This is a genomic window from Mycobacterium persicum (assembly GCF_002086675.1).
Taxonomy (GTDB): domain Bacteria; phylum Actinomycetota; class Actinomycetes; order Mycobacteriales; family Mycobacteriaceae; genus Mycobacterium; species Mycobacterium persicum.
The window spans coordinates 1-25352 of record NZ_MVIF01000054.1 but is presented as its reverse complement, the minus strand read 5'-3'; the positions used below and the strand labels follow the sequence as shown (position 1 = coordinate 25352).

Annotated in this window: 20 protein-coding genes; 9 read left to right on the top strand and 11 right to left on the bottom strand. The window is 67.1% G+C overall.

The window, feature by feature from the left end:
* Nucleotides 1-26 precede the first annotated feature (26 nt).
* Genes BST40_RS16770 through BST40_RS16760 form a run of 3 tightly spaced genes read left to right on the top strand, consistent with a single transcriptional unit; the run spans nt 27 to nt 2647 of the window.
* The gene (locus tag BST40_RS16770; protein ID WP_075548524.1) at nt 27-662 is read left to right on the top strand and encodes an HhH-GDP family DNA glycosylase; all 636 of its coding nucleotides are present in this window, start codon (nt 27-29) and stop codon (nt 660-662) included.
* A 7-nt stretch (nt 663-669) separates the two neighbouring features.
* A complete protein-coding gene (locus tag BST40_RS16765; protein ID WP_075548513.1) occupies nt 670-1395 on the top strand; it encodes a DUF72 domain-containing protein in 726 nt (241 codons plus the stop codon).
* Nucleotides 1396-1408: 13 nt separating this feature from the next.
* Nucleotides 1409-2647 (top strand): NAD(P)/FAD-dependent oxidoreductase, encoded by a 1239-nt coding sequence (locus BST40_RS16760; protein ID WP_075548514.1) that lies wholly within the window; start codon nt 1409-1411, stop codon nt 2645-2647.
* Between the two features lie 5 nt (nt 2648-2652).
* Here the strand turns inward: BST40_RS16760 and BST40_RS16755 are convergent, their stop codons facing one another.
* From BST40_RS16755 to BST40_RS16740, 4 genes are all read right to left on the bottom strand, one after another.
* Complete coding sequence (locus BST40_RS16755) at nt 2653-4761, bottom strand: Rossmann-fold NAD(P)-binding domain-containing protein (RefSeq protein ID WP_075548525.1); 2109 nt, start codon at nt 4759-4761, stop codon at nt 2653-2655.
* Nucleotides 4762-4874: 113 nt separating this feature from the next.
* Nucleotides 4875-6359 (bottom strand): acetyl-CoA acetyltransferase, encoded by a 1485-nt coding sequence (locus BST40_RS16750; RefSeq protein WP_083154858.1) that lies wholly within the window; start codon nt 6357-6359, stop codon nt 4875-4877.
* A gap of 58 nt (nt 6360-6417) precedes the next feature.
* Nucleotides 6418-8811, bottom strand: coding sequence for a CoA transferase (locus BST40_RS16745; RefSeq protein ID WP_089025184.1), 2394 nt, complete (start codon nt 8809-8811; stop codon nt 6418-6420).
* A gap of 78 nt (nt 8812-8889) precedes the next feature.
* Nucleotides 8890-9399, bottom strand: coding sequence for a GNAT family N-acetyltransferase (locus BST40_RS16740; protein ID WP_075548516.1), 510 nt, complete (start codon nt 9397-9399; stop codon nt 8890-8892).
* A gap of 98 nt (nt 9400-9497) precedes the next feature.
* On the opposite strand from BST40_RS16740, the gene BST40_RS16735 reads away from it, so the two are divergent.
* Both BST40_RS16735 and BST40_RS16730 read left to right on the top strand, forming a co-directional pair.
* Nucleotides 9498-10346: an SDR family oxidoreductase gene (locus tag BST40_RS16735; protein WP_075548517.1), complete on the top strand. Its 849-nt coding sequence runs from the start codon at nt 9498-9500 to the stop codon at nt 10344-10346.
* A gap of 63 nt (nt 10347-10409) precedes the next feature.
* Nucleotides 10410-12785 (top strand): phosphoketolase family protein, encoded by a 2376-nt coding sequence (locus tag BST40_RS16730; RefSeq protein WP_089025182.1) that lies wholly within the window; start codon nt 10410-10412, stop codon nt 12783-12785.
* 41 nt (nt 12786-12826) lie between these two features.
* Here BST40_RS16730 and BST40_RS16725 read toward each other — a convergent pair whose 3' ends face one another.
* Complete coding sequence (locus BST40_RS16725; RefSeq protein WP_240316407.1) at nt 12827-13498, bottom strand: TetR/AcrR family transcriptional regulator; 672 nt, start codon at nt 13496-13498, stop codon at nt 12827-12829.
* Nucleotides 13499-13569: 71 nt separating this feature from the next.
* Here BST40_RS16725 and BST40_RS16720 point away from each other — a divergent pair, with 71 nt between their 5' ends.
* The 4 genes from BST40_RS16720 to BST40_RS16705 all read left to right on the top strand — a co-directional run bounded on the left by BST40_RS16720 (nt 13570) and on the right by BST40_RS16705 (nt 17440).
* Nucleotides 13570-14604 (top strand): pyridoxamine 5'-phosphate oxidase family protein, encoded by a 1035-nt coding sequence (locus BST40_RS16720; RefSeq protein WP_083154856.1) that lies wholly within the window; start codon nt 13570-13572, stop codon nt 14602-14604.
* Nucleotides 14605-14617: 13 nt separating this feature from the next.
* Nucleotides 14618-15808 (top strand): hemerythrin domain-containing protein, encoded by a 1191-nt coding sequence (locus tag BST40_RS16715; protein WP_083154854.1) that lies wholly within the window; start codon nt 14618-14620, stop codon nt 15806-15808.
* Nucleotides 15809-15885: 77 nt separating this feature from the next.
* A complete protein-coding gene (locus BST40_RS16710) occupies nt 15886-16560 on the top strand; it encodes an MOSC domain-containing protein (RefSeq protein ID WP_075546630.1) in 675 nt (224 codons plus the stop codon).
* Nucleotides 16561-16726: 166 nt separating this feature from the next.
* Nucleotides 16727-17440 (top strand): CPBP family intramembrane glutamic endopeptidase, encoded by a 714-nt coding sequence (locus BST40_RS16705; protein ID WP_089025183.1) that lies wholly within the window; start codon nt 16727-16729, stop codon nt 17438-17440.
* Nucleotides 17441-17446: 6 nt separating this feature from the next.
* On the opposite strand, the gene BST40_RS16700 is transcribed toward BST40_RS16705, so the two are convergent.
* The 6 genes from BST40_RS16700 to BST40_RS32575 all read right to left on the bottom strand — a co-directional run.
* The gene (locus tag BST40_RS16700; RefSeq protein ID WP_075546631.1) at nt 17447-18475 is read right to left on the bottom strand and encodes a zinc-binding alcohol dehydrogenase family protein; all 1029 of its coding nucleotides are present in this window, start codon (nt 18473-18475) and stop codon (nt 17447-17449) included.
* 48 nt (nt 18476-18523) lie between these two features.
* On the bottom strand, nt 18524-18820 hold the full coding sequence (locus tag BST40_RS16695) for a GlsB/YeaQ/YmgE family stress response membrane protein (RefSeq protein WP_083154850.1): 297 nt from the start codon (nt 18818-18820) through the stop codon (nt 18524-18526).
* 154 nt (nt 18821-18974) lie between these two features.
* Nucleotides 18975-20006 carry an alanine and proline-rich secreted protein Apa gene (locus tag BST40_RS16690; RefSeq protein ID WP_083154848.1) on the bottom strand — a complete coding sequence of 344 codons (1032 nt, stop codon included), beginning with the start codon at nt 20004-20006 and terminating at the stop codon, nt 18975-18977.
* Nucleotides 20007-20088: 82 nt separating this feature from the next.
* Nucleotides 20089-21186, bottom strand: a complete 1098-nt coding sequence (locus BST40_RS16685) for a sulfate/molybdate ABC transporter ATP-binding protein (protein WP_083154846.1) — start codon at nt 21184-21186, stop codon at nt 20089-20091.
* Nucleotides 21187-21461: 275 nt separating this feature from the next.
* Nucleotides 21462-23354 (bottom strand): serine/threonine-protein kinase, encoded by a 1893-nt coding sequence (locus tag BST40_RS16680; protein WP_083154844.1) that lies wholly within the window; start codon nt 23352-23354, stop codon nt 21462-21464.
* Nucleotides 23355-23491: 137 nt separating this feature from the next.
* On the bottom strand, nt 23492-25352 hold a 1861-nt coding region (locus BST40_RS32575; RefSeq protein ID WP_142276748.1), incomplete at its 5' end, for a serine/threonine-protein kinase.

The window sequence follows — 25352 nt, the reverse complement described above, 5'->3', positions numbered from 1 at the left end:
CCGGCAAATGCGGGTACGCCGCCGGAATGGACAAGCCCGAGCAACAGGTGAAACGACTGCTCGAGGTCGCCGGTACCAGCTACGCTGCCGAGGCCGGCATTCGCATCGACGACAAGCCGATGCCGCTGTTTCAACTGCTGGTGCTGTGCATGCTGGCCAGCAAGCCGATCGACGCCACTATCGCCATGCGCGCCGCGAGGGAACTGTTCAAGGCGGGCCTGCGCACCCCCAAAGCGGTGCTGGAATCCCGGCGACAGACCACGATCGATGCGTTCGGCCGCGCCCACTATGTGCGCTATGACGAAAGTTCGGCCACCCGGCTTACCGAAATGGCCGAGCGGGTCCGCGACGAATTCCGCGGCGACCTGCGCGAAATCGCGCGTCGCAGCGACCACGACCCGCCGAAGGTCAAACGAATCCTCAAGCAGTTCAAAGGGATTGGCGATACGGGTGCGGACATCTTCCTGCGCGAGGTACAGGATGTGTGGACCTGGGCACGGCCGTATTTCGACGACCGTGCCACCGCCGCGGCCAAGGAGCTGGGCCTGCCCACCGATCCGGCAAAACTGTCGGCGCTGGCCGCCGGCGCCAACGCCCGGCTGGCGGCGGCACTGGTCCGCGCGTCCCTGGACGACGACGTGCGCCGCCAGGTGACCGATTGAGCACCACATGACCGTCCGGATCGGTACCTCGGGCTGGTCGTATGACCACTGGTCCGACGTGCTGTATCCGCCCGGGCTGGCGTCTGCCCGGCGATTGTCCTACTACGTGCAGACGTTCGACACCGTCGAGCTGAACGCCAGCTTCTACCGGTGGCCCAGAGATTCGACGTTCGCGCGCTGGCGAGCCCAGTTGCCCGACGGGTTCACCATGTCGGTCAAGGCGCACCGCGGTCTGACCCACTACCGCCGGCTGGTGTCGCCCGAACCCTGGATTGAGCGGTTCGAACACTGCTGGCGGCTGCTGGGTGATCGTCACGGCGTGTTGCTGGTGCAGCTGCATCCCGAGCAGCGACGCGACGACGCGCGGCTGGATTCGTTCCTGCGCTGCGTTCCGGCGTCGATCCGGGTGGCCGTCGAGCTGCGCCACCCGTCCTGGAACGACCCGGCGGTATATGCGGTGCTGGAAACCCATCGAGCCGCCTACGTGGTGATGAGCGGCGGAGGTCTCGCGTGTATCCCACGGGCCACCACCGACCTGGTGTACGTCCGGATGCACGGTCCCGATCGGGACGCGATGTACGCGGGTTCGTACTCGCCCGACGACCTGCGACGCTGGGCCGACCGCATCACCGACTGGGATGTCGAGGGCCGTGACGTGTGGATGTACTTCAACAACGACTTGGGCGGCCACGCGGTCCGCAACGCGCTGTCATTGCGGGAGCTGATGAGCTAAGTAGGCTGGGGGCATGGCCAGTTCGACAACATTCGTCATCGTCGGCGGCGGTCTTGCCGGTGCCAAAGCGGCAGAAGCCTTGCGCGACAAGGGGTTCGACGGCATCATCACGCTCTTCGCCGAAGAGGAGCAGCTGCCCTACGAGCGTCCCCCGCTGTCCAAGGAATTCCTGGCGGGCAAGAAGTCACTCGACGAGTTCACCGTGCACAACTCGGATTGGTATCGCGACCACGACGTCGACCTGCGACCGGGCGCGCGGGTGTCGTCGCTGGATCCCGCCGCTCACAGCGTCGGACTTCCCGACGGCACCACCGTGCACTATGACAAGCTGCTGCTGGCGACCGGATCGGCGTCGCGTCGCCTGCCGATACCCGGCGCCGATGCAGCCGGCGTGCATTACCTGCGCACGTTCGAGGATGCGTCGGCGCTGAATTCCGCTCTGGCCGAGGGCTCTTCGCTCGCGGTGGTGGGCGCGGGCTGGATCGGTCTGGAGGTGGCCGCCAGCGCTCGGCAGCGCAACGTCGATGTCGCCGTGGTGGAGGCGGCCGGCCAGCCGCTGTCGGCCGCGCTGGGCGATACCGTCGGCAAGGTGTTCGCCGATCTGCATCGCGATCATGGTGTGGACTTGCGGCTGGAAGCGCAGGTGGCCGAGATCACGACGCAGGGCGGCCGGGCCAGTGGGCTCAAGCTGGGCGACGGGTCCGTCATCGCCGCCGATGCCGTGCTGGTTGCCGTCGGCGCGAAACCCAACGTCGAACTGGCCCAACAGGCCGGCTTGGCGATGGCTGACGGCGGTGTCCAGGTCGATGCGTCGCTGCGCACCAGCGATCGCGATATCTACGCCGTCGGCGACATCGCCGCCGCGGAGCACCCGCTGCTGGGCACCCGGATCCGCACCGAGCATTGGGCCAACGCGCTCAAACAACCCGCGGTGGCGGTCGCCGGCATGCTCGGCGCCCCGGGCGAATACACCGAGCTGCCCTACTTCTTCACCGATCAGTACGACCTCGGGATGGAGTACGCCGGCCACGCTTCCGGCGTCGAGCGGCTGGTGTTCCGTGGCGACGTCGCCGGCTGCGAGTTCGTCGCATTCTGGCTCGACGGCGACAACCGGGTGCTGGCCGGGATGAACGTCAACATCTGGGATGTGCTCGACGACGTCAAAGCCCTGATCCGATCGAAAGCCCCGGTCGACGCCGGCAGGTTGGCTGATCCCGCATCGCCGTTGGCCGAAGCGCGGATCGGCGCTTAGCGCATTCAGCGCTGTTGGTCCGGGGGCTTCCAGGTGTGGTCGATGACGTCGGGCGGCGGCTGAGCCTGCAGCCGCTCGCGCTCGGTGCGTCGGCGTTTGACCCGCAGCCGGGCGTCGGCCGGCATGGTGACCAGCTCGTCGCAGGTCAGATAGTAGACGTCGTCGACGGTGTCGATCAGGTCCGCCGCAACCCGCCGAGATCCTAACTCGCGCAGCGTCATCCGGAGTTCATGGGTGAACCGAATGGTGGTGTCGTGAGCCAACTCTCGCGAACTGCGAGCGCTGGCCGCCAACCGCTGGGCAAACGTCGCCGGTGGCGCCGGCTCGGCGGGCGCCGTAGCGGCTTGCGCAGCGAAGGTCAAGAGTAGCGACGGGTCGTCGCCGAACACCGGGTTGGCCAGCTCCGCTTCCCCGGGGCCGCGGTGCCCCAGCTGGGCAACGGCCGCCTCGAGGGCCGCAGCGGCGGACGGCGATAGCGCCCGGATGCTGTCGACGTTGCCTTCGCGAGCCAGGGCGCACAGCGGTGCGTCGGCGCGCAGCATATCCGTCAGCTCAGTGCTCACCGCCGCGACACGACGGCTGTCCATGATCACCCCGATACCGGACACGCTGGATTTCGCGTGTGTGTGCTCCAGCGTCGCCGCGGTGATGCCGGTGTCGATGACCCATAGCGACGTCAGGATCCAGCCCTGGTGAATCCGATCCCGCAACAAGCGAACCCGTACTTCCAGACTGGCGTCCGGTAGTTCGCTCAGCTGCCCGGCATCGACATGCTCCGCCGACGCCGCGGCAACGTAGGCCTGAGTGTCAGCCCGCAGATGACGCAACAGCGACAGCGACCGAGCCGTCACGACCACTTTGGCGACCGACCCGAGTGCTCCGCCGGCCAACTGGGGCCGCCCAAACGGCAGCAGGCCCGTCGGCGGTTGATGGTCCCCCAGCGCACGGCGGGTGATGGCGTGCTCGTCCCAGCCCGGCAGCTGGCTGGCAGCGACGATGTTGGCCGACACGCCGACGTAGGGGCGATGACCGAACACCGCGATGGCCCTGCTCTCCCACTCCTGGGCGACCACGTCGCCCAGTGCCAGGATTCGCCCCATGGCCCGACCTGCGGCACGTAGTCCGCCCATCTGGACGTCCAGTGTCATCGGGGTCAGCGGGCCCGGCAGCGCTTCGGCGAGACCGGTTGCGCTGAACACCGGAAACCGCGGATCGATCCGGTCGTCGAATTCACCCTCGAGCCCGTCGGGCCCCACCGAGTTCACGGTCGCGCCGTAACGGGGAAACGACCGCGGGACCGGCTCGATCGGCAGCGCGAGTTGGCCTGACCCGATGGTCGCGCCACCACGATCCAGCCGCCGGCCCACTAGTCCACGACCGGTATCCACGATCGCCTCGGTCGCCTGCCACCCGTACTGAAATTTCCAATCTTCTTGGGCCGCAGCGGTGTCCATCTGTGGAATCAGGTCGGCCCAGCGGCGAATCCGGTGCGTTCGCAGGTGTGGGTCGGCCGATTGCAGCAGCCGCCACGCGGTGACCAGGTTCGCGGCGTCCGGCGTGGCCAGGTCGACGACGCCGTTGCGGTCGGTGTTCAGCGCCAATACCAGGAAGCGAACCAGGTCATCGAGGTGCAGCACCCGCATCGGCTGCGCCGAGACCCTACTGCGCAGCAGGGTGGCCACCGTCCGGCACACCGTCCAGTCGAGGTGCCGACCGACCGGCGGCGCGATGCGAATCACCAAGTTCGGCGCCCAGCAACTGGCCACCAAGGCCTCGGCCTGCTGATACAGATCGGGTGACCCCGCGGCCTGGGATACGAACAGCAGCCGTGCCCCCGCACGCGAGGCCGCATTGCTCACGTGCGCCAGGCCGTTGAGGCCGGCCGCGCCCGGTGCGCTGGTGTCCACCGGGGCCAGATGGATCACCGCGTCCGCTTCGGCGGCTAACTCCAGCAACATCGGGTGGTGCAGCGACGCGCAAACAAAGTCGACACCGGCATCCAGGTATGGGTGTCGGTGCGGGGCGATGCCGCTGACCGTGTGTCCGGCCGCGATCAGCTGGCGTGCTACCAGTCGCCCGACCGCGCCGGCAGCATCGGTAACCAGGACGTGCACCCTGCCCACCTTCCCCAACGTCTTGTCATGACAATAAGCACGCCGACCCTACTTGCGCGACAAATTGAGTCCGGACCGTGACTCGGAAGGGTTTTCTCAATCGTCGCGGCCGGTTACCGCAACGTCGCGCTGCCGTCGGCGGCGACGGCAACCTTGGCCCCGGCAATGTCGTCCCGCACCGTCGCTTCGGCCGAATCGGGATCGGTGATCACCCCCAGAGTTCGCGCCCCGTCGGGCGTGCGCACCGCCACAAAGGCCTTCTCGGGCCGGCCCTCCCGGGTGAACGGCGTGGTCCACGCCTCGACGGTGCCGATTCCCTCCCACTCGACCAAACCCGCGGTCGTGGGCTCGCGGTCCACGACCGGCTGCGCATCTTCCCAACGAAATTCCGCGGGCGGCTCGGTGCTGTACACGCCGAAGCTGTGTTTGGTCAGATAACCGCCGTTTGCGGTGATCAGGCCGCGGCTGCCCGGGTTGGCGACCAGCAGTTCGGCCATGGTGACGATGGAGTGGGTGACGTAATTGCTCCACGGGCCGCCGGCGAAGGTCAGGCCGCCGGTGACCGTCAGCGGGCGGGCGGGGTCGTCGGTCGCCAGGCCGAGTTCGGCCGCGGCAACCTGCACGGCAGAGGGAAAGCACGAGTACAGGTCGACGTAGTCGACATCATCGGTGGTCAGGCCGGCCAACTGCAGCACACGCGCACCACCGATCCGGATCGCCGGAGACCGGTGCAGCTCAGCCCGCTCGGCGATCGCGGGGGTGTCGTGGGCGTCGGTACCCGCATGCGGGTAAACCCAGCGCTCGCTGGGGACCTGCAGGCGGGTGGCATGCTCAACCGACGTCAGGATCAGTGCCGCGCCCTGGTCAACCATGTTGTTGGAGTTCATCAACTTGGTGTAGGGCCAACTGATCATCCGGTTCTGCGGGCCGGGCCGGCAAATCTCCTCGGCGGTCATCGGGGTGCGGATCCAGGCGTAGGGATTGTCGACCGCGACGGCGTTGAAGCGGGCCCACAGCTGACCGACCCGGCGCCGGTGATCCTCCATCGACTCGCCGTTGGCGATGCGCAGCGCCTGCTCGAACAGCGGGTAGACGTAGGCGGGCCGGTCCAGCTTGATCCTGAGCTCGGCCTCCCCCGCCATCGGGACGTCGTCACCAGCGATTTCCGGCAGCGGCACGGAGTCGTCCTGTCGGGTCCACACCAGCCTGCTGCCCTGGGACTTCAGTCCGGTCCTGGTACGCCAGGTTTCGGCGCCGCCGATCAGCACCACGTCGGCGCGCCCCTGCTGGATGTCCAAGCATGCCTGGCTGACCAGCGATTGTGGCGTGTTGCCACCGACACTGCCGTATCTCGTGGTGAAGCTGCCGGCGCCGAGGCGCTCACCGAGCAACTGCCCCGGGTTTCGGTAGTGCGCCGACAGCATGTGCACGACACGGATCGAGTCGACCGCCGCCAACACCTGAGAATCGGCGGCTTGCCGGGCCGCTGCGACCATCAAGTCGACCGGTTCGACCGAGGGCCCGGCCGGGTCGATCTCGTCGCGATGGTTGACCTGACCGTAGCCGATCAGCACCGGAGTCCTGGGATCAACGGGCATGCCTCGAACCTAGCGCCGAGCTTCGGCCAGCCGCACACCACGTCTCGTTCGCGGACCCTTACCCGCCGGCCGGCGCGAACAGCACGCCCTCGGAGATCAGCCGCTCGATCTCATCACGGCTCATTCCGAGCAGCTCGTGACAGATGGCACGAGTGTCCTGCCCCGCTTGAGGCGCCGGTCGCCGCGGTGAATGCGGGATGTGGCGAAACGGCGCCGGACCCGTCTCTGCCGGCAGCGGACGTGAAATCAGCGGGTGCGTCATGGTCGCAAACAGCTGTCGCTCGGCCAGTTGAGGATCCTCGAGCAGGTCCGGCGGGCGGTTCATCGGGCCTGCAGCGACTCCGCCCGACTGCAGTAGTTGGGCCGCCTGCAACGGGGTGCGAGCGCTCGTCCACGCCGACATCACCGCCGACATTTCGGCGCGGTTGGCCCTGCGAGCCTCGGCCGTCGCGAAGCGCGGGTCGCCTCCCAATTCCGGCTTACCGAAAACAGATGCAGCACAACGCCATTCGTAATCAGTGCAGATGGAGATCACGCACCACTCGTCGTCGCCGGCGCAACGACAGACCGCGTGCACGCTGATATCGTCGCGGATTTCGGCGGCGCCGGCGGCCCGTGCGGCTTCCGTCACAAACAGCGTGTCGAGTTGATTGACGACGACTTCGGCCTGTGAGACGTGGACGTGGGCGCCGGCTCCGGTGCGATCGCGGTGGATCAGCGCGGCCAGGGCCAGGATCGCGACGACCCGTCCCACCACATGATCGGGGAAGATCGTTGTCGCGTCGTAGAAGGGATGTCGGGAACCGTCGGGAGGGGCGTCTTCGGACGTCCACACGCTGGTGACACCCGTGGTCGCGCGCACCAACGGGCCATAACCCAGCCGGCGGCTCCACGGGCCGCGGTTGCCGAACGCGCTGCTGCCGGCCAGCACGATCCGAGGGTTGAGACCACGCAGCTTGTCGTAGTTGAACCCAAGCGAGCTCAGCGTCCCCGGCTTGAAGTTGGCGAAGACGGCGTCGGCCTCGGCCGCCAGGCGACCGAAGATTTGCTTGCCATCGGTGCTGCGCAGGTCCACGCCGAAACCGCGGTGATTGCGGTGGGTCCAGGCGAACGACTCGCTCATCGCCTCGCCGACGCGGGCCTGCCGCAGCCCGTCGGGGTAGTCGGCACTCTCGACCTTGATGACCTCGGCACCTAGGTCGCCGAACAGGCGGCTCAGTTCCCCGCCGGCGACGATGATGCCGAGATCGAGAATGCGCAGTCCCTCGAACGGGTAGCCGCCCACCTCGCCCGCGGGCGGCGGCGCCGGTGCCGGGTCGGCGAGCCAGCGCGGTTCGTGCCGGCCGGCGGTGGGCGCCGGGGTGCGAAAGCCGGCGCGCTGCTCGTTGACGGTGAAATATCCGGTCGGCACCTTGGCGTGCACACCGGGGACGAGCTCGGCATCGGTGATCGCGCCCACCGCCTGGAAATGTTCGGAGGCCAGGATCCGCGACGGCGTGAGCACCGCCGCGATCGGCACGCCATGAGCCTGTCCGGCGGCCACCAACTCTTTCATGGTCTGGCCGGCGAAGAGCGCCGCCACCAACAGACTGATCTGGGGCCAGGCGGCAAAACGGGCCCCGATCACGTCGTATTTGGGATCCTGAAAGTCTTGCGGCTCCCCCAACCAGCGGCGCAGGCCGCGCCACTGGCGCGGCGCCATCACACACAACCGCACGTAGCCGTCCTGGCACGGATAGATCGGGTACGCGTCCTGGTTTCTGGGGCGTCCGCGCCACCGTGCGCTGCTGCGGATGCCGGCGGCGACCTGCCCGTGCGCCCCGAAAGCCGGGTCAAGGGCCATGACCACCGCGTCGAACCGCGAGAAGTCGATGTAATCACCTGTGCCGCAACGCAATCTGTTGTAATAGGCGACCAGCAGCGCCCAGGCCGCTTGGACGGCGGCGGTCGCCGAAGCGATGCCGTCCGGCGGTAACACCGGGGTGCCGGTGGTGGGGCCGGACCGCGACAGCGAGCCCGACATGGCATACAACACCGGATCGGTGGCACGCCACCGAAATCGTGGCCCCGAGGTGCCGAAGTCGGTGAACGACAACACAACTAGGTGCGGGTGGCGATCGGCCAGTTCGGCAGATGTTGTTCCGTAGGCGGACGCCGCTCCCGGGAGACCGCTGTCGACCACGATGTCGGCGTTGGCGGTGAGCTCGTCGAAACGCCGGCGGTCCTGCTCGTCGAGCGGGTTCAGCACCGCGCTGCGTTTGTTGGCGTTGTGCACGGCGAACGGGATGCTGGTGCCGGCCAAGGTCGGCGGGACGCCGCGTCCCGGGCTGCCGCCGGGAGCTTCCACCTTCAGGACGTCGGCACCCAGATCGGCCAGCAACCGGGTGACGGTGTCAGCGCCACCACCGGACAGGTCCAGGACGCGCACCGCATCGAGCAACCTGTCGGCCATGCGCACACCGTACCGGCGGCCACCCACCTCCGCGCGCCTCATCCCGCCGCGCGAGTTCGAAAGCCGTGCTGCGCGGGATCAGACCGGCGTGCGTTGGTAGCGCAGTTGTTCCACGGTCGTGGCCCCGTAGACCTCGGTGCGCCGCGAGCCGTCGAAGCTCCACCCGTCGCGCTCGTAGAACCGCCGGGCGCGGACATTGCCGTCCAGCACCCACAACAAAGCGTGCCTGACCCCGACTCGACGCAGCCGATCTCGGGCAGCGGCCATCAGCAAACGGCCGACCCCGCTACCCATCCAGGCCGGATCGACGTAGATTGCCATCAGCTCACCGGAATTCGGCACGTCGTGGTCGCGGCACAGGCCCGTGGTGGCCAAGCCGCAGATGGACGAACCGTCGACGGCCACCACGGTGGTCGGCAGCCGAAGGCCCATGCGGCCGAACGTGTATCTGCCCGCCCACACCTCGGGCCGCAGACCGTCGAGGTATTCCTGGTCGATCAGTCCCGGATAGGCGCACTGCCACGACCGGACGTGGACCCGAGCCACCGCTTCGGCGTCCTCCGGGACGGCCGCACGCACCTGCGTCACTGTTGCAGTATCGGCGCGGTTGTTGCGCAGTCCCCGGCCGGGTGGTGTGCTTACCAGATTGCCTAGTTGACACCCGTCAAGCCCCGGAGAGGACGAACATGGCAGACACGGCATCCCTCGGTGTCAAGGTTCGCGGCAAGGTCATCGTCATCACCGGCGGCGCACGAGGCATCGGGTTGGCGACGGCAACCGCTCTGCACAGGTTGGGCGCCCGGGTAGCGATCGGCGACATCGACGAGGCAAAGGTCAAGGAATCGGGTGCCGACTTGGGCCTGGATGTCTACGGCAAACTCGATGTCACCGACCGAGATTCGTTTTCGGACTTTCTCGACCGGGTCGAGCGCCAACTCGGCCCGATCGACGTGCTGGTCAACAATGCCGGCATCATGCCGGTCGGTCGGATTATCGACGAGCCGGACTCGGTGACCCGCCGCATTTTGGACATCAACGTTTTCGGGGTCATCCTCGGCAGCAAGTTGGCCGTTGAGCGGATGATCCCGCGCGGGAGTGGGCAGGTCATCAACGTCGCCTCGCTTGCCGGCGAGCTCTATGCGGTGGGGCTGGCCAGCTACTGCGCCAGCAAGCACGCGGTCGTGGCGTTCACCGACTCGGCGCGGCTCGAATACCGTTCGGCGGGCGTGAAGTTCTCCATGGTGTTGCCGACGTTCGTCAACACCGAACTGACCGCCGGGACCGCCGGGGTCAAGGGATTCAAGAACGCCGAACCGGAGAACATCGCCGACGCGATCGTGCGCCTGGTGGCCCACCCGAAGCCGCGGGTGCGGGTTACCCGGGCGGCCGGCGCGATGGTCGTCGCGCAGAAGTTCATGCCGCGGCCGGTGGCCGAGGGACTGAACCGCATGTTGGGCGGCGAACACGTCTTCACCGACGACGTCGACGTCGCCAAGCGCAAAGCCTACGAGGCGCGCGCTCGTGGACAGGACTGACCCGCTTCAGCTGGCAGTTCACCGAGGGCGCGCACAATCGGCCCGGTGAGCCCGGTGAGCCCTGTGAGCCCTGAAACCCCAACAGTCGCGACCCTTTCCGACGACGAACTGGCCCGCATCGACGCGTACTGGCGTGCCGCCAACTACTTGTCGGTCGGCCAGATCTACTTGCTGGACAACCCGCTGCTGGTCGAGCCGCTGTCAGCCGAGCACGTCAAACCCCGGCTGCTGGGACACTGGGGCACGACGCCGGGGCTCAACCTGGTCTACACCCACCTGAACCGGGTCATTCGCAACCGCGACGCCAACGTCATCTACATCACCGGCCCCGGGCACGGCGGTCCCGGCCTGGTCGCCAACGCCTACCTCGAAGGCACCTACAGCGAGGTGTACACGGGTATCGGGGAAGACGCCGAGGGATTGCGGCGGCTGTTTCGGCAGTTCTCCTTCCCCGGCGGCATCCCCAGCCATGTGGCGGCCCAGACCCCGGGGTCTATTCATGAGGGCGGCGAGCTGGGGTATGCGCTGGTGCATGCCTTCGGCGCGGCGTTCGACAATCCCGATCTGGTGGTGGCGTGCGTGGTCGGTGACGGCGAGGCCGAGACCGGTCCGCTGGCGGCCAGTTGGCATTCCAACAAGTTCCTCAACCCCGCGATCGACGGGGCGGTGTTGCCGATCCTGCACCTCAACGGATACAAGATCGCCAATCCGACGGTGCTGGCCCGCATTCCGCACGACGAGCTCGAATCGCTGTTACTCGGCTACGGATACCGGCCGATCACGGTTTCCGGGGACGATCCGCCCAGGGTGCACCGGCAGCTGGCCGCTGCGCTCGATGACGCGTTCGACGACATCGCGGCCATTCAGCACGCAGCCCGCGCGGGCGAGAATTCCGCGCGGCCGGTGTGGCCGATGATCGTGTTGCGCACACCCAAGGGCTGGACCGGGCCGAAGGTGGTCGACGGCAAGAAGGTCGAAGGCACCTGGCGCTCGCATCAGGTCCCGCTCGCCGACACCCATGACAGCGCCGAGCGGCGCCGGCAGCTTGAACAGTGGCTGCGCAGCTACCGGCCCGATGAGCTCTTCGACGACAACGGCACGTTGCGGGCCGAGCTGCGGGCGCTGGCGCCTACCGGTGATCGGCGGATGAGCGCTAACCCGCACGCCAACGGCGGGCTGCTGCTGCGCGACCTCGATCTTCCCGACTTCCGTGACTACGCGGTGCCGGTGGCACGTCCGGGTTGCGAAACCCACGAGGCCACCCGGGTGCTTGGTACGTATCTGCGAGACGTGATCCGGCGCAACCCGGATCGGTTCCGGCTGATGGGCCCGGACGAAACCGCGTCGAACCGGCTCAGCGCCGTGTTCGAAGCGACCGGGCGGACCTGGCTGTCGGAGACCAGCGCCGACGACGATCATCTGTCTGCGGCAGGCCGGGTGATGGAGGTGCTCTCCGAGCACCTGTGTCAGGGCTGGCTGGAGGGCTATCTGCTGACCGGCCGTCACAGCATGTTCGACTGCTACGAGGCCTTCGTGCACATCGTCGACTCGATGTTCAACCAGCACACCAAATGGCTGTCGACCAGCCGGGAACTGCCGTGGCGGCGGCCGATCGCGTCGCTGAACTACCTGCTGAGCTCCCATGTGTGGCGCCAGGATCACAACGGCGCATCGCACCAAGATCCCGGATTCATCGACCTGGTCGCCAACAAGCGACCCGAGGTGGTACGCGTCTACCTGCCGCCCGACGGCAACACGTTGTTGTCGGTGGCCGACCATTGCCTGCGCAGCCGTGACTATGTCAACGTCATCGTCGCCGGCAAGCAACCAGCACTGTCCTACCTCGCCATGGACGAAGCCGTCGCGCACTGCACTCGCGGGCTCGGCATCTGGCAATGGGCCAGCACGGCGACCGGTGAGCCCGACGTGGTGCTGGCCTGCGCGGGCGACGTGCCGACGCTGGAGACGCTGGCAGCCGCCGACATTCTGCGGCGGGAACTGCCCGGGTTGGGTGTGCGGGTGGTCAACGTCGTCGACATCATGCGGCTGCAGCCGGAGTCTGAGCACCCACATGGCTTGGCCGACAAGGAATTCGATGCGTTGTTCACTCGCGACAAGCCGGTCATCTTCGCCTATCACGGGTATCCGTGGTTGATCCACCGGCTCGCATATCGCCGCGCCAATCATCCCCGTATTCATGTGCGCGGGTTCAAGGAGCGCGGGACCACGACGACACCGTTCGACATGGTGATGCTCAACGATCTGGATCGCTTTCACTTGGTCATGGATGTCGTCGACCGCGTTGAGGGACTGTCCAGCCGAGCCGCCGTGCTACGCCAGCGGATGGCCGACGCGCGGCTCGCAGCACGTCTGTATACCCGTGAGCACGGCGCCGACGACCCCCGGATCGCGGGATGGGTCTGGGAGTCGAACGGCTAGTGAGCGTCAACTCCTAACGCCTAAGGAGACGACGGCTCGGGTCAGTCGCTTAAGAGTTCCGGCCGCAGCAGCAGCTGCGGCAACGCGTGGGCGAGCCATTTCTGGTAGCGATCCGGTGACCAACCCATGTCGGCGGTGAGCATCGAATAGGTTTGCGGCAACGTCATCGTCGCCATCACGTCTGCGGCTTCCTTCTTGGAGAGGCCACGGCGCAGGGCGTTTCGCCAATGCTTCTCGATCGCCGCCGCGCAATCGGAACGCAGCGCGCGGATCAGACCGGTGCGCAGCTGCTCTAGGGCCGGGTCGGCCGACGTCGCCTGCTCCATTACCCGGATCAGTGGCGCTACCCGCGTATTGATGGTGTGGATGAAACGGGCGACGGCGGCAAATTGCCGAAGTGCCTGCGGGCCGGCCTCCCCGATAAGGCTCAGCACCCGGTCCACCACCGGGACATCTTCATAGTCGCCGACGACGGCGACGTCGATCGCGCGGGCCAGCACACCGGCTTTGGAGCCGAACGTCGCGTAGATGGTCGGTGCTGAGACCTCGGCCGCGGCGGCGATCTGGTCGATGGAGGTGGCGCCGAACCCCTGCTCAATGAACAGCCTGGCCGCGGCGTCAATCACCCTGCGCTGCCGGGCCTCGGCGTCGGCGCGGCGACGACTGCTGTCGTACTTGCGCCGCGGGGATGGCCGGGAACTCGTTGACACCATTGCACCCAAGTCCTTATAGTTGTCTCTATTCAATAGACTATACTATATTTAACTGTACCTGGGAGGTTGCGATGGTATCCATCCTTGACACCCGGGTCGCCTTGGACTGGCCAACCATCCGCGGCCAGGCGGGCGCGTTCATCACCACGGAGTACGCCTCGTTGGACCGCGGCGGCGCACCCATCACCTGGCCGGTCACGCCTTACCTCGGCGAAAACGGACGCAGCGTCGATGTGACCACCGGCCTCACCTACCCGCTCAAGGCGGAGCGGGCCCGGCGCAATCCCAAAGTGTCGCTGTCATTTTCGCAGCCACTGGGCTCCCGGCTCGTCGATCCGGCGACGTTCGTGATCCATGGCCTGGCCACCGTCCGCGACGCCGATCTGAGGGCAAATTCAGCCCGCTATCTGGCGGAAGTCGCCGCGCACCTACCGGAAGCCTTCGACAGCATCCCCACCGTGATGCTGCGCCGGATGGCGTGGTACTGGGCCCGCATCTGGATCGAAGTCACCCCGGTCCGGGTGCTGTGGTGGCGGGGCGGGAATCTTGATCAGCCGCCACAACTTTGGCAGCCGCAGACCCCGCCGACCGTGGAGCCGTCGGATCCCGCGCCGGTGGGCCGCGGCGCCGGATCCTGGACCACCCGCGCAGCGGCGGACTGGCGGATGCGGATGCGCGGCGCACTCGACCGACTGGGCCTACCGGTGCTGACCAGCGTCACACTCGACGGCTGGCCGCTGCCGCTGCGCGTGCGCACTGCCAAGCCGATCCCCGGCGGCTTCCGGATGCGCCCGCCCGCTGGCATCGACATCATCGACGGACCGGCCTGCCTGACGTTCCACACCCACGGGCCCGCCTTCGAAAGCCAGGACAATGCGTGCTTAGTGGGGCACTGCCGCAACGTCGGTGAACACGTCGAGTTCGACGTCGAGCGAGCGCTCAACGACTTCATCATTCCGGCCAATCCGCTGCGGCGCGGGGTGCACCTGATGTCGGCGAGTCGGCGACTGAAGCGGCGGTTGGACTCCGAGGCGCGCCGGCGTGGGCAGCTCGTGCCCAGCTTCGACGAACTCGGCTTCACTAAGCCTAAGACCAAGCGAAGCTAGTAAGGAAAGCCCGATGAGAGCCGTCGCTCAGCCCGCGGATACCCGGATGATGGGCATCGTCCACAACGCGCTGCGGCGCGACATTGCCCGCGCGCAGTTGGCGCTGACCCGGTGGCCCTACCCCGACCCCGGCCAGCGCTCGGCTGTCGCCGAGCACCTGGTGTGGATGACGAAGTTTCTGCACCGCCACCATCGCGTCGAAGATGACGGCCTTTATCCCCTGGTGCGGCGACGCGTCTCGCAGGCAGCGGGCATTCTCGACGCGATGGACGCCGACCACCACGCACTGATACCGGCGATCGAACAGCTCAGCCACAGCGCCCGGCGCTACGCCGCGCACCCGTCGGCCCGCCTGGATCTGGTTGACACGCTGAACCGGCTGGCGGCGGTGCTGCTGCCGCACTTGCAGCGCGAGGAGCTCGAAACTATGCCGGTCGTGTCGGCGGCGCTGACGCAGGCCGAGTGGGATGCCATCGAACAGGCCCATGCGGTCAAGCCGCTGAAGCCAACCGAGCTTGCCTTCACCGCATTGTGGCTGTGCGATGACGCCAGCGATGAGGACCGTGCGATAGTCCGATCGCTGGTCCCCAAGCCGGTCGCGTGGGCGATCGAGATCATTGCCGCCCCTGGCTACCAGCGCTACGCATGGCACCGTTGGTATCTGGCGCGGGACACCCGGCTGCGCCAGAAACTCAATGGACAACTCAGCGTCGAAATTTCCGCCCCGATCGAGGCGGTGTGGCAGCTGGTCGCCGATCCGCTTCGGGTTCCGGAGTGGAGCCACGAGTGCCGCCGGGTGCGATTTCTCGATGGCGCGACGTCTGCGGGACCGGGCCGGCGATTTCGCGGGACCAACCGCAGCGGCCGCTATCGATGGTCGCGTAGCTGCACAATCTTTGCCTACGACGAGCCCAACGAGTTCGGCTACATCACCTCAGGAGGTCCCGGCGATGCAACCGCCTGGCACTTCCGGCTGGAGCCCACCCTGGCGGGCACCCGGCTAACCCAGGCTTTCCAAGGCGTCTCGATGCCACGGTGGTTATCCAGATTGGTTGCATTGCTGATACCCGAGCACGACGACCGCACCGAGGCGCTGCGCGCTGACCTGGTGCGGTTGGCCGCGCTTGCCGAAATGGAGCACTGCGCGCAGCCGAGCGGCCGCGCCGGCCTGCCCGGTCCACCACTTAGGTCTTGTCGGTCTTGACCAACCCTCGCGCCCGGAACCAGACGACCGGGTACAGTGCCTGCCGGCCACCAGCGCGGCAGCGCTAGCCTGTGCGGGTGGCGCATGTCTTGTCGGTGAACGTGGCCCGTGCCCGAGCAAACCCTGATCCCCGCGCATTGTCGAAGGTGACGGGCATCGACAAGGTCGCGGTAACCGAACCGGTCATGGTCAGAGCGCCGGGCCCGATGCGCGGTGGTCTGGGCAGCGGGCTGGTCGGCGACACTATCGGCAATCAGAAATTCCATGGCGGCGACGACCAGGCCGTTTACGCGTATGCACGAGAAGACCTGGACGGCTGGGAATCTCAACTCCAGCGAACGCTGAGCAGCGGAATGTTCGGCGAGAATCTGACCACCGTGGGCATCGATGTGACCGGCGCACGGATCGGTGACCGATGGCACGTCGGCACGGACGGCTTGGTGCTGGAAGTATCCGCGCCCCGGACACCATGCCGGACGTTTTCGGCGTTCCTCGACGTGAGCCATTGGATCAACACCTTCACCCAAGCGGGGAAACCCGGCGCCTACTTGCGGGTGATCTCGCCCGGAACGGTTCGGGCCGGTGATGCAATCACCATCGAACACCGCCCCGTTCATGACGTGACCATCGGTCTCGTCTTCCGTGCCCGAATGTCAGAACCCGAGCTGCTGCCCCGGCTGTTGGCGGCAGACGCGCTCTCGGCGGAACTTCTGGACTACGCGCGCCGCAGGCTGACGCCGGACAAAGGGTGAGCCGCCCCGGCTCCGAGCTGGCCGACGATTGCGTCGCCACGTGATCTGGTCTGCGCTGCCGAAGAGAACGGGCATTTGGCCGCGCGCGGGTAGACTCGCGACGATGCGTGACCCAGCTCCGGACCAGGCCCCTGCCAGCGCTCAGCACGACGCGCTGGCATTGCCGATGCCGAAACTTGAGCGGCTGCGGATCCACGTCGATATCGCCGTCGTCGTCGCGGTGCTGGTGCTGACCAATCTGGTGGCGCACTTCACCACACCGTGGGCCAGCATCGCGACCGTCCCGGCCGCCGCCGTCGGTCTGCTGATCCTCGTCCGGTGGCGTGGGCTGGGCTGGACCGAACTGGGCCTGGGTCGGCAGCACTGGAGATCCGGTCTGGGGTATGCGCTGGCCGCCGTGGGCGTGGTGGTGTCGGTGATCGCGGTCGGCGTGCTGGTGCCGGTGACCCGACCGATGTTCCTGAACAACCGCTACGCGACGGTCTCGGGCGCGCTGATCGCCTCGATGCTCGTCATACCGTTGCAAACCGTCATTCCCGAGGAGCTGGCGTTCCGCGGTGTGCTGCACGGCGCGCTGAATCGTGCCTGGGGATTTCGCGGCGTCGCGATGGCGGGCTCGCTGCTCTTCGGTCTGTGGCATGTCGCGACGTCATTGGGCCTGACCAGCACCAATGTCGGCTTCACGCGGCTGTTCGGCGGCGGGATCGCCGGGATGCTGGCGGGGGTGACGTTGGCGGTATTGGCTACCGGCGCGGCCGGCTTCGTGTTCAGCTGGCTGCGCCGGCGCAGCGGCAGCCTGCTCGCGCCGATAGCGCTGCATTGGTCGCTGAACGGGATGGGCGCGCTGGCCGCCGCCGTGGTCTGGCACCTGAGCACCTGAACCCGGTTAGACCAGCAGCACGGCCGCACCCGCGATGCGCCCGGAGCTGAGGTCGCTCAGCGCACGATCGGCTTGTCCCAACGGGTATTCCGGAGCGGTGACCTGGATGTGATGGTGCGCCGCGAAGTCGAGAAACGCGCGCGCGTCGGCCCGGGTGTTCGATGTGACCGACCGGATCTGGCGCTCCTGGAATAGGTGCCGCTGGTAGTTCAGGGCCGGGATATCGCTGAGGTGGATGCCGGCGATCGCCAACGTACCGCCCCGGTCCAGAGCCTCGCAGGCGGGCAGCACCAGGTCGCCGACGGGAGCGAACAGGATGGCAGCGTCCAGCGGCACCGGGGGCGGATCGGCGGCGCCTTGAACCGAGGCGGCGCCGAGCTCGAGCGCCAGCCGGCGCGCTTGCGCCCCGCGAGTCATCACGTGCACCTCGGCACCCTGGGCCAGCGCGACCTGGGCGGTGATATGGGCGCTGCCGCCGAAGCCGTACAGACCCAGCCGACCGCCGGGCGGCAGCTCGGCCCGCATCAGTGAGCGGTAGCCGATGATGCCGGCACACAAGAGCGGCGCAAGCTCGCTGTCGCCGTAGCCACTGGGCAGGTGGTGCGCGAAAGCCGCTGGGACGGTGGTGAATTCGGCGTATCCACCGTCGGCGTCCCAGCCGGTGTACCGCGACTTCGGACACAGATTCTCGTCGCCCCGCAGGCAGTACTTGCACACCCCGCAGGTGTGGCGTAACCACGCGATACCAACCCGGTCGCCGACCTGGAACTCGTCGCCGGCATCGGCGCCCACCTCGATGACCTCCCCCACCACCTCATGTCCGGGAGTGACCCGTTCGCGGTGCACCGGAAGATCGCCTTCGGTGACGTGCAGATCGGTGCGGCAGACCCCGCACGCGTGCACCGCCACGAGCAGCTCAGCCGGCCCAGGTCGGGGGATCTCGGTGCGGACCCGCTCGAGCGGGCTGCTGTCCATCGGTCCGGGCCGGCGGACCTGCCAGGCCGTCATCGTTGGGGTGCTCGCTGCTGCGGACATCACCTCATCATGCCGCAATCCGCCACGGCCGCAACGGGTTAGCTGCTGTTAACGCTTCTGCGCCAGGCCGACCAGCCAGAGCAGGACCACCGAGCCCAGGATTGCGGTGAACAGGGTGAACCACCAGCCGCCGGCTGCCGTGTCGACGAAGAAGCTCAGCAGGAAGCCGCCGATCAGCGCTCCTACGATGCCGATGACGATGTTCATCAAGATCCCGGATCCCGAGCCTTTGACGATCTTGCCCGCTATCCAGCCCGCGATGGCGCCGATGATGATGTAGCCGATCCAGCCGACACTGGTCAGCGTCGTGGAACGGGCCAGAAACTCGGTTGCCATGACACCCATCGGGATCTCCTTGTCATCACCGGCTCATAACCGACAGAGCCCAACTCGACTGCTGGACCGTGATCTCGGTATACCCGGTTCGCGCGGCGATGGGAATGGTCGACTTCGCGACGCCCGGTCAACCAGGGGCGGATGTGCGTTTCGCGGCGGCCGGTTACGCCGGTTGGGTCCGCTGCGGTGTCGGCGTGAGGGTCGGCGTCACTCCCGCGGCCGGAGCCTGAACCGGTGCGGGAGCGGGCGCGGGCACGGGTGCACCCGGCTCCGCCGCCGGCTCGCCCGGAGCCGGTGCCGGCGCGGGCGCCGGCGGGGGTGTCCACGGACGGATCGACTCGGCGAGAGCCTTTGCCGCGCCCTTGTCCACCGGGTTGTTCGAGGTCCCCAGCCACACCACAAACCAGCGCTGCGGAGGTCCGGCATTGGGCGTACTGCCCGCGGGCGTACCGATCACCCCGGTCCAGATCTGGCCGTTCGGCTTGGCCGGATCGCTGAATTTGACTTCGTAGTACGACGCGCTTCCGGACACACCGTTGGCGTTGAGCGGAACCGTTTCCTGGTTGATTCGGGTGCCCGGGTACGGCATGAAGAACTCACCCATGTCCGAGCCCAACCGGACCGCGGCCTTGGGATTGGTGGTTTCGGCGCTGGCGTAAAGCCGTTGGTCCAGCCGGCCCAACACGATACGAGTGTCGTTGGCGACCGGCGGTGCCTGGCCGGGCATGGGTGGCTCCCCCGTTGCCTTGCTGAGCAGCGCCGACCCGTAATCGAGATGCGAAGCGTCCGACTCCACCCAGCCCGGGGGCAGGATGAAGCTGAATCCGCCGACGGCATTGGTGATCCGGGCAGGTTCCGGTGCATTCGGGTCGGCCACAGGCACCGGCGGTACATTGGGGTCGGCAACGGGCGGTGGCGGTGCATTGGGGTCGGCCGGTGGAGGTGCCGCATTCGGCGTCGTCGTTCCCGGTGGCGGTGTCGCCGGAGTGGTCGCCGGTGCGGGTGCGGGCGACGCTGGGGTGGTCGAGGGGGGCGCGACCGCTGTCGTGGTGGCCGGCGCGGGTACCGGCTCCGGGTCGGCGTAGGAGGTCGCCGGCAGCGCGATGGTGAGCGCGCCGGCGCTGCTTACGGTGGCGATCGCCAGCGTTGCCCACAGTCCGTTGCGACGTCTCGTGTTGGAGTCCACCTCATGCATGGCGACGAACCTACCGTGTTGTCGCCATGAAGCAAGGATGGCCTGCCAGTGTCGAGGCTGCTGTTCGTCATCGGCAGCTCCCCTAGCGGCGAGCGGCCGGGTGCAGCGCCACTTCATGCGCCTTGATGCTGTACCACACGCGCGAACCGAGCGTCAGCCGCAACTCAGCCGCGGCATCGGCGGTGATGCTTGCGGCTAGCCCCGGGGCGCCGTCGGGCTGATCCGGACCGCGCACCAGGACCCCGGATCCGCGGGTCTGCAACTCCGTCACGGTCACTTCGACGGTGTTGCGGGGGCTGCCGTGCGGCTGTTCCAGGTGCACGGCCACCGCTGTCGGCGCGAACACCGCGACGGCGTCGCGGCCACTGGTGAGATCTTGCGCCGCGATTCCATGCCAAACGGCGCCGCTCGAGCTGCGCAGTGCGCCGTCGGCGCCGATGGTCCCGCTGACCAGGTTGATGCCCGCGATGCGGGCCCCGAAATGGCTCCGGGGCGCGGCAAGCACCTCCGCCACCGGACCGATCTCGGAGATCTTCCCGGACTCGACCACCATGACCCGATCAGCCAGCGCAAACACATCCAGCAGGTCGTGGGTGATCAGAACCACGGCGCAGCCGGTGTCGGCAACCACGCCCCGCAGCACCGCCCGTACCGCCGCGGCTGCAGTCACATCCAGTCCGGTCAGCGGCTCGTCGAGCAGCAGCACATCAGGTTCTGCCGCCAGTGCACGCGCAATGGCTACCCGCTGGGCCTGACCCCCGGACAGCTGCCGCGGCTTGCGGTCAGCGAATTGCGCGGCCTCCACCTCACTCAACCAGCGCAGCGCCGACTCCCTGCGCCGGGAACGAGCCAACCGGAACATCCCGCGACGGCTGAGCGGTCCGAATACCACGTTGGCGGCCACGCTCAGATGCGGAAACAGCAGCGGATCCTGGTGGAGCAGCCCCACCCGGCGGTCATGTGTGGCCACCTCGATCCCGGCCGCGGTGTCGGTCAATACCCGGTCTCCGACGCGCACCAGACCCATGTCAGGGTGAACCAGCCCGGCAATGACATGAATTGCGGTGGATTTGCCGGCGCCGTTGGGGCCGAGTATCGCCAGCACCTCCCCCGCCGACACGACGAATTCCACATCCAGACCGCGGTCCCGTACGACGGCGCGCAGCTGCAATCCACTCATCGCCGGCTACCTAGTGTTGGGTCCGTGCTAGCCGCCGACTCCCGGGTTGCACACGGCGAGTTCCGTCCCCCACAGCTGCCAGGCATGGATCACACGGTAGGCGACGATTTCAATTCCGGGGCGTCGACCAGACTTGCCCAGATTGCCGTAGCGGCTGCGGTTGGCTGGCTGATCGCAGCCCTAGCGGCAATTTCGGCGGGGGCTGCCAGCTGACTCGTGTGTTGCCTCACCGGCGATATTCGAGAGTCGAACGGCATTTCCCGGCGTTGACAGCGTTAATCGCTGGTGCGCGTTAATGTTTCATCAAAATCGACGCTGACTGCGCACGACCCGGATTGTTGATGGCGACCGTGGCCGGTGGGCCGTGTGATCGGGTCCTGCGTTGGTTGCGGCAGTGGATACTGTCCGGTGGTTTTCACGTAGAGGCTGACGCAGCCCGGAACGTTTTCTTCGTGTTCGAGGTCCAAAGTCCAGTTGCCGTCGCTGAATACCAGCGGCGTGTCGCTTGTTGGGGAGTAGAAATAGCTCATGCACTTCTCGCCGCTGCGCAGGCAGTCGGTGGTGACGGTCTCGTCTTGCTGCTGTTGCGGCACTGTCGTGCTGAAGTTTCGCGTGATGTGGTAGCGGCCGCGCAGCGCTTCGGCCGGTGACGCGACTCGTGCCGACAGAGCGGCTGGGTCAGGGAGGCTGTTGACGTCGACCTCTCCGGTGCGGGTGAAGGTTACGGTTCGTTTCTCGGCACAGGAATTGCTTGCAGCGCCGCGATATTCACCGGTGAACGTGCCGTTGGGTCCGGCTTGTAGCGTGAACACCTCCCACATCCTGGACGCCGAATCTCGACATTTTGCTGATCCAATGGTTACTGCTACCCAACGGCCGCCGACTTGATCGAATACCGTGGTCGACGCGAGCCTGACTTCTCCGCTCAAGCGACTGGCGGTCGCGACGCATCCGGCCGACCCGCACATGGAGCGGATGGCGTAGGTGTCCGTTGACTGCATTGCACCCGGCGCCGGGGCTTCGGCGAGTCTGGTGACCGGCCCGAACTGGACTCGGTAGACACCGGTGAACGGGCCGGTGTTGGCGGCCGCGGGCGCGGGATTAGTTGGCGTGGAGGCGCTGTGGGGTGCACCGGTCGCTTGGTGGTGGCGGGTGAGCTTCACGACCGCGAAGGTCCCACCGGCGATCAGCAACACGATGCCCGCAACCGCGCCGATCAGGACACCGGGATGCCGTCGCACCGGCCTTCCGGTGGGTCGTGCCGGCGCGGTTATCTCGATCTCTGGCGGGGTGTCCGGGAATGGAATCGCAACAGCGGACGAGAGATCCGGGCCCAGCTGCCGGCCCAAGTGCTCGGCAAACTCCCCGCAGCTGCTGAACCGGTGAGATGGGTCTTTGGCCAGCGCCGTGGCAAAAACCGGGTCCAGCTCGGCCAACCGCGGTCGGTGGGCGCCGATCGAGGGCGATGGCGCACTCAGATGCTTGGTGATCACCACCGCGGAATTGGGACCCTCATACGGCGGCATGCCGATCAGGAGCTGAAATGCGGTGCAGGCCAAGGCATATTGATCGGCACGCCCGTCGATCGGTTCACCCATCAGCTGCTCGGGCGCCGCGTAGGCCACTGTGCCCACCGCCATGTTGGTCGCGGTCAATCGTGTCGCGTCCTCGATGGGGCGGGCGATGCCGAAATCGGCCAGGAAAACCCGCGGTGCCTGCCCGTCGGGTTCGGCCAACAAGATATTGGCCGGCTTGACGTCGCGGTGCAGTAATCCGCGATGATGCGCGTAATCCAGCGCCGAGGCGACCGCGGTGATGATCGACAGCGCCTCATCGACCGGCATCCCGGCAGGCCAGTGCTCGCGTAACAGACGTCCCGCATCGGCGCCGGCCACATATTCCTCAGAGATCCACAGGTGACCGTCGTAGTCACCGCGGTCGTGAATCCCCACGATGTGCGGATGAGACAAGACCGCCGCCAACTCAGCCTCACGCATAAACCGCGCCCGATACTGAGGATCGTCGGTCAAATCCGCAGGTAACACCTTGAGGGCATCTTCGCGCGGTAGGCGGGGGTGCGTCGCCAGATACACGTGACCCATTCCGCCTGCGCCCAGCACCCGCAGGATGGTGTATCCGGCGAACACCTGGCCGACCTCAAGCGACATGGCCACATCGTAGGTGCGTCAACTCGGCCGAACCGCATATATCGGGATCATCGCCGTCGCCGGCCGCGCCAACCGCTGGCCGGAGCCGGCACGGGTTCGGCGCTGTTGGAATTCGGGCAGCAGGCCAGAACATGGCCCTAATCGCCGGTGCGCGTGAATGTTTCGTCGAAATCTACATTGACTGGGCAGGATTGGGTCTGTTCCTGCTTACCCTGGCCGCTGAGCAATGTGATCGGATCCTGCGGTGGTTGCGGCAGCGGATACTGGCCGGTCTTTTTCACATGCATCGGGGTGTTTCTGCCTGGGCACACGGTGTCGGACTCGGTGTCCAGGGCCCAGTTGCCGTCACCGAACACCAACGGTTCCACGGCACCCGATGGCGCGTGGAAGAAACTCATGCACCGGTCGCCGGTACGTAGACAGTCGGTGGTTACCGCGTAGTCGGTCTCCTGCGTGACGCGTCCGATCCTGAAGGTTCGCTTCTCGTGGTAGCTGCCGCGCAGCGCCTCGGCCGGCGACACCACCCGCGGCGGCAGACCGGCCGGGTCGGGAAGGCTGTTGAGGTCGACGTCGCCGGTGCGGGTGAAGGTCACGGTGTGCTTGCCCACGCAATTATTGCTGGTCGTGGCGGTGAATTCGCCGGTGAAGGCGCCGTCGGGACCAGGTTGCAGCGTGAACACTTCCCAGATTTCGGCGGGAGCGCCTTGGCACTTGTCTAGCCCGATGGCCACGCCCAGCCAGCGTCCGCCGACCTCGTCGAACACCATCGCCGGGGCAAATGTGGTTTCGCCGCTGAGGTGCGACGCCGTCGCTACGCACCCGGCGGTCCCGCACGCCGAGCGGACGGCGTAGCTGTCGGTCGACGGCGGCACGCCTGGAACCGGGGTATCGGCGAAGGTAGCGCCCTTGCTGAAGTCGGCCCGGTAGACACCCGTAAAGGGACCGGTATTGGCTACCGCCGTCGAGGTACTACTCGGGGCGTTTCGCGCAGCGGTGCCAGGCTTGTGGGATTGCGTCAGCTTGACGACCGCGAAGACACCACCGGCGATCAGCAACAGGATGCTCACCAGGGCGCCGATGAGAAGTCCCGGGCGCTGGGCCAATCGCTTGCGGTCGGCCGGCGCACCCGGAAGAGCGGGCACCCTGCGGTCAATCGCGGGTTGGGTGTCTGCAGTGTCGGCCCGCTGTGGAATCTCACCGGCGTATGCGAAACCCGGATTCAGCTGCTGGCTCAGTTGGGCGGCAAACTCCGCACAGCTGCCGAAACGGTCGGCAGGATATTTGGCCATCGCCTTGGCGAACACCGAATTCAGCGCGGCCAACTCGCTGCGGTAGGCACCGATCGGGGGCGGCGGGACGTTGATATGTTGGCTGATCACCACCGCCGGGTTGGAATCACGATATGGCGGTACTCCGGTCAGGAGGTTAAATGCCGTGCAGGCCAACGCATATTGATCTGCACGGCCGTCGACCGGATAACCCGTCAACTGCTCGGGCGCCAGGTAGGCCACGGTGCCCACGGTCGCGTCGGTCGCCGTCAGTCCGGTCGTGTCGTCGATACGCCGCGCAAGTCCGAAATCGGCCAGAAACACCCGCCGCGGCTGCCCGCCACCCGGGGCGGTCAACAAGATGTTTGCCGGTTTGACGTCGCGGTGGAATAGCCCGCGATGATGCGCATAATCGAGTGCCGAGCCGACCGCGGTGAGGATCGGCGCCGCCGCATCGAGCGGCATCCCGCCCGGGAATTGCTCCAACAACAGCCGGGCCACATCCGTGCCGTCCACATACTCCATCGAGATCCAGAGGCGGTCTTGACATTCACCGCGGTCATGAATCCTGAGAATGTGCGGATGATTCAAGCCGGCCGCCAGGGCCGCCTCACGCTCAAATCGGGCGCGATACTCGGGATCGCCAGTCAATTCCGCCGGCAATATCTTCAGCGCCTCCTCGCGGGGCAAACGCGGATGCCTCGCCAAATACACTCGGCCCATCCCACCC

Bases quoted from the DNA above. Each gene is read 5' to 3' on its own strand.
- BST40_RS16765 (WP_075548513.1), top strand. From the start codon at position 670: ATGACCGTCCGGATCGGTACCTCGGGCTGGTCGTATGACCACTGGTCC.
- BST40_RS16720 (WP_083154856.1), top strand. From the start codon at position 13,570: ATGGTATCCATCCTTGACACCCGGGTCGCCTTGGACTGGCCAACCATC.
- BST40_RS16700 (WP_075546631.1), bottom strand. From the start codon at position 18,475: ATGTCCGCAGCAGCGAGCACCCCAACGATGACGGCCTGGCAGGTCCGC.
- BST40_RS16685 (WP_083154846.1), bottom strand. From the start codon at position 21,186: ATGAGTGGATTGCAGCTGCGCGCCGTCGTACGGGACCGCGGTCTGGAT.
- BST40_RS16705 (WP_089025183.1), top strand. From the start codon at position 16,727: ATGCCGAAACTTGAGCGGCTGCGGATCCACGTCGATATCGCCGTCGTC.
- BST40_RS16745 (WP_089025184.1), bottom strand. From the start codon at position 8,811: ATGGCCGACAGGTTGCTCGATGCGGTGCGCGTCCTGGACCTGTCCGGT.
- BST40_RS16750 (WP_083154858.1), bottom strand. From the start codon at position 6,359: ATGCCCGTTGATCCCAGGACTCCGGTGCTGATCGGCTACGGTCAGGTC.
- BST40_RS16680 (WP_083154844.1), bottom strand. From the start codon at position 23,354: ATGTCGCTTGAGGTCGGCCAGGTGTTCGCCGGATACACCATCCTGCGG.
- BST40_RS16695 (WP_083154850.1), bottom strand. From the start codon at position 18,820: ATGGGTGTCATGGCAACCGAGTTTCTGGCCCGTTCCACGACGCTGACC.
- BST40_RS16770 (WP_075548524.1), top strand. From the start codon at position 27: ATGGACAAGCCCGAGCAACAGGTGAAACGACTGCTCGAGGTCGCCGGT.
- BST40_RS16735 (WP_075548517.1), top strand. From the start codon at position 9,498: ATGGCAGACACGGCATCCCTCGGTGTCAAGGTTCGCGGCAAGGTCATC.
- BST40_RS16715 (WP_083154854.1), top strand. From the start codon at position 14,618: ATGAGAGCCGTCGCTCAGCCCGCGGATACCCGGATGATGGGCATCGTC.
- BST40_RS16760 (WP_075548514.1), top strand. From the start codon at position 1,409: ATGGCCAGTTCGACAACATTCGTCATCGTCGGCGGCGGTCTTGCCGGT.
- BST40_RS16725 (WP_240316407.1), bottom strand. From the start codon at position 13,498: ATGGTGTCAACGAGTTCCCGGCCATCCCCGCGGCGCAAGTACGACAGC.
- BST40_RS16690 (WP_083154848.1), bottom strand. From the start codon at position 20,006: ATGCATGAGGTGGACTCCAACACGAGACGTCGCAACGGACTGTGGGCA.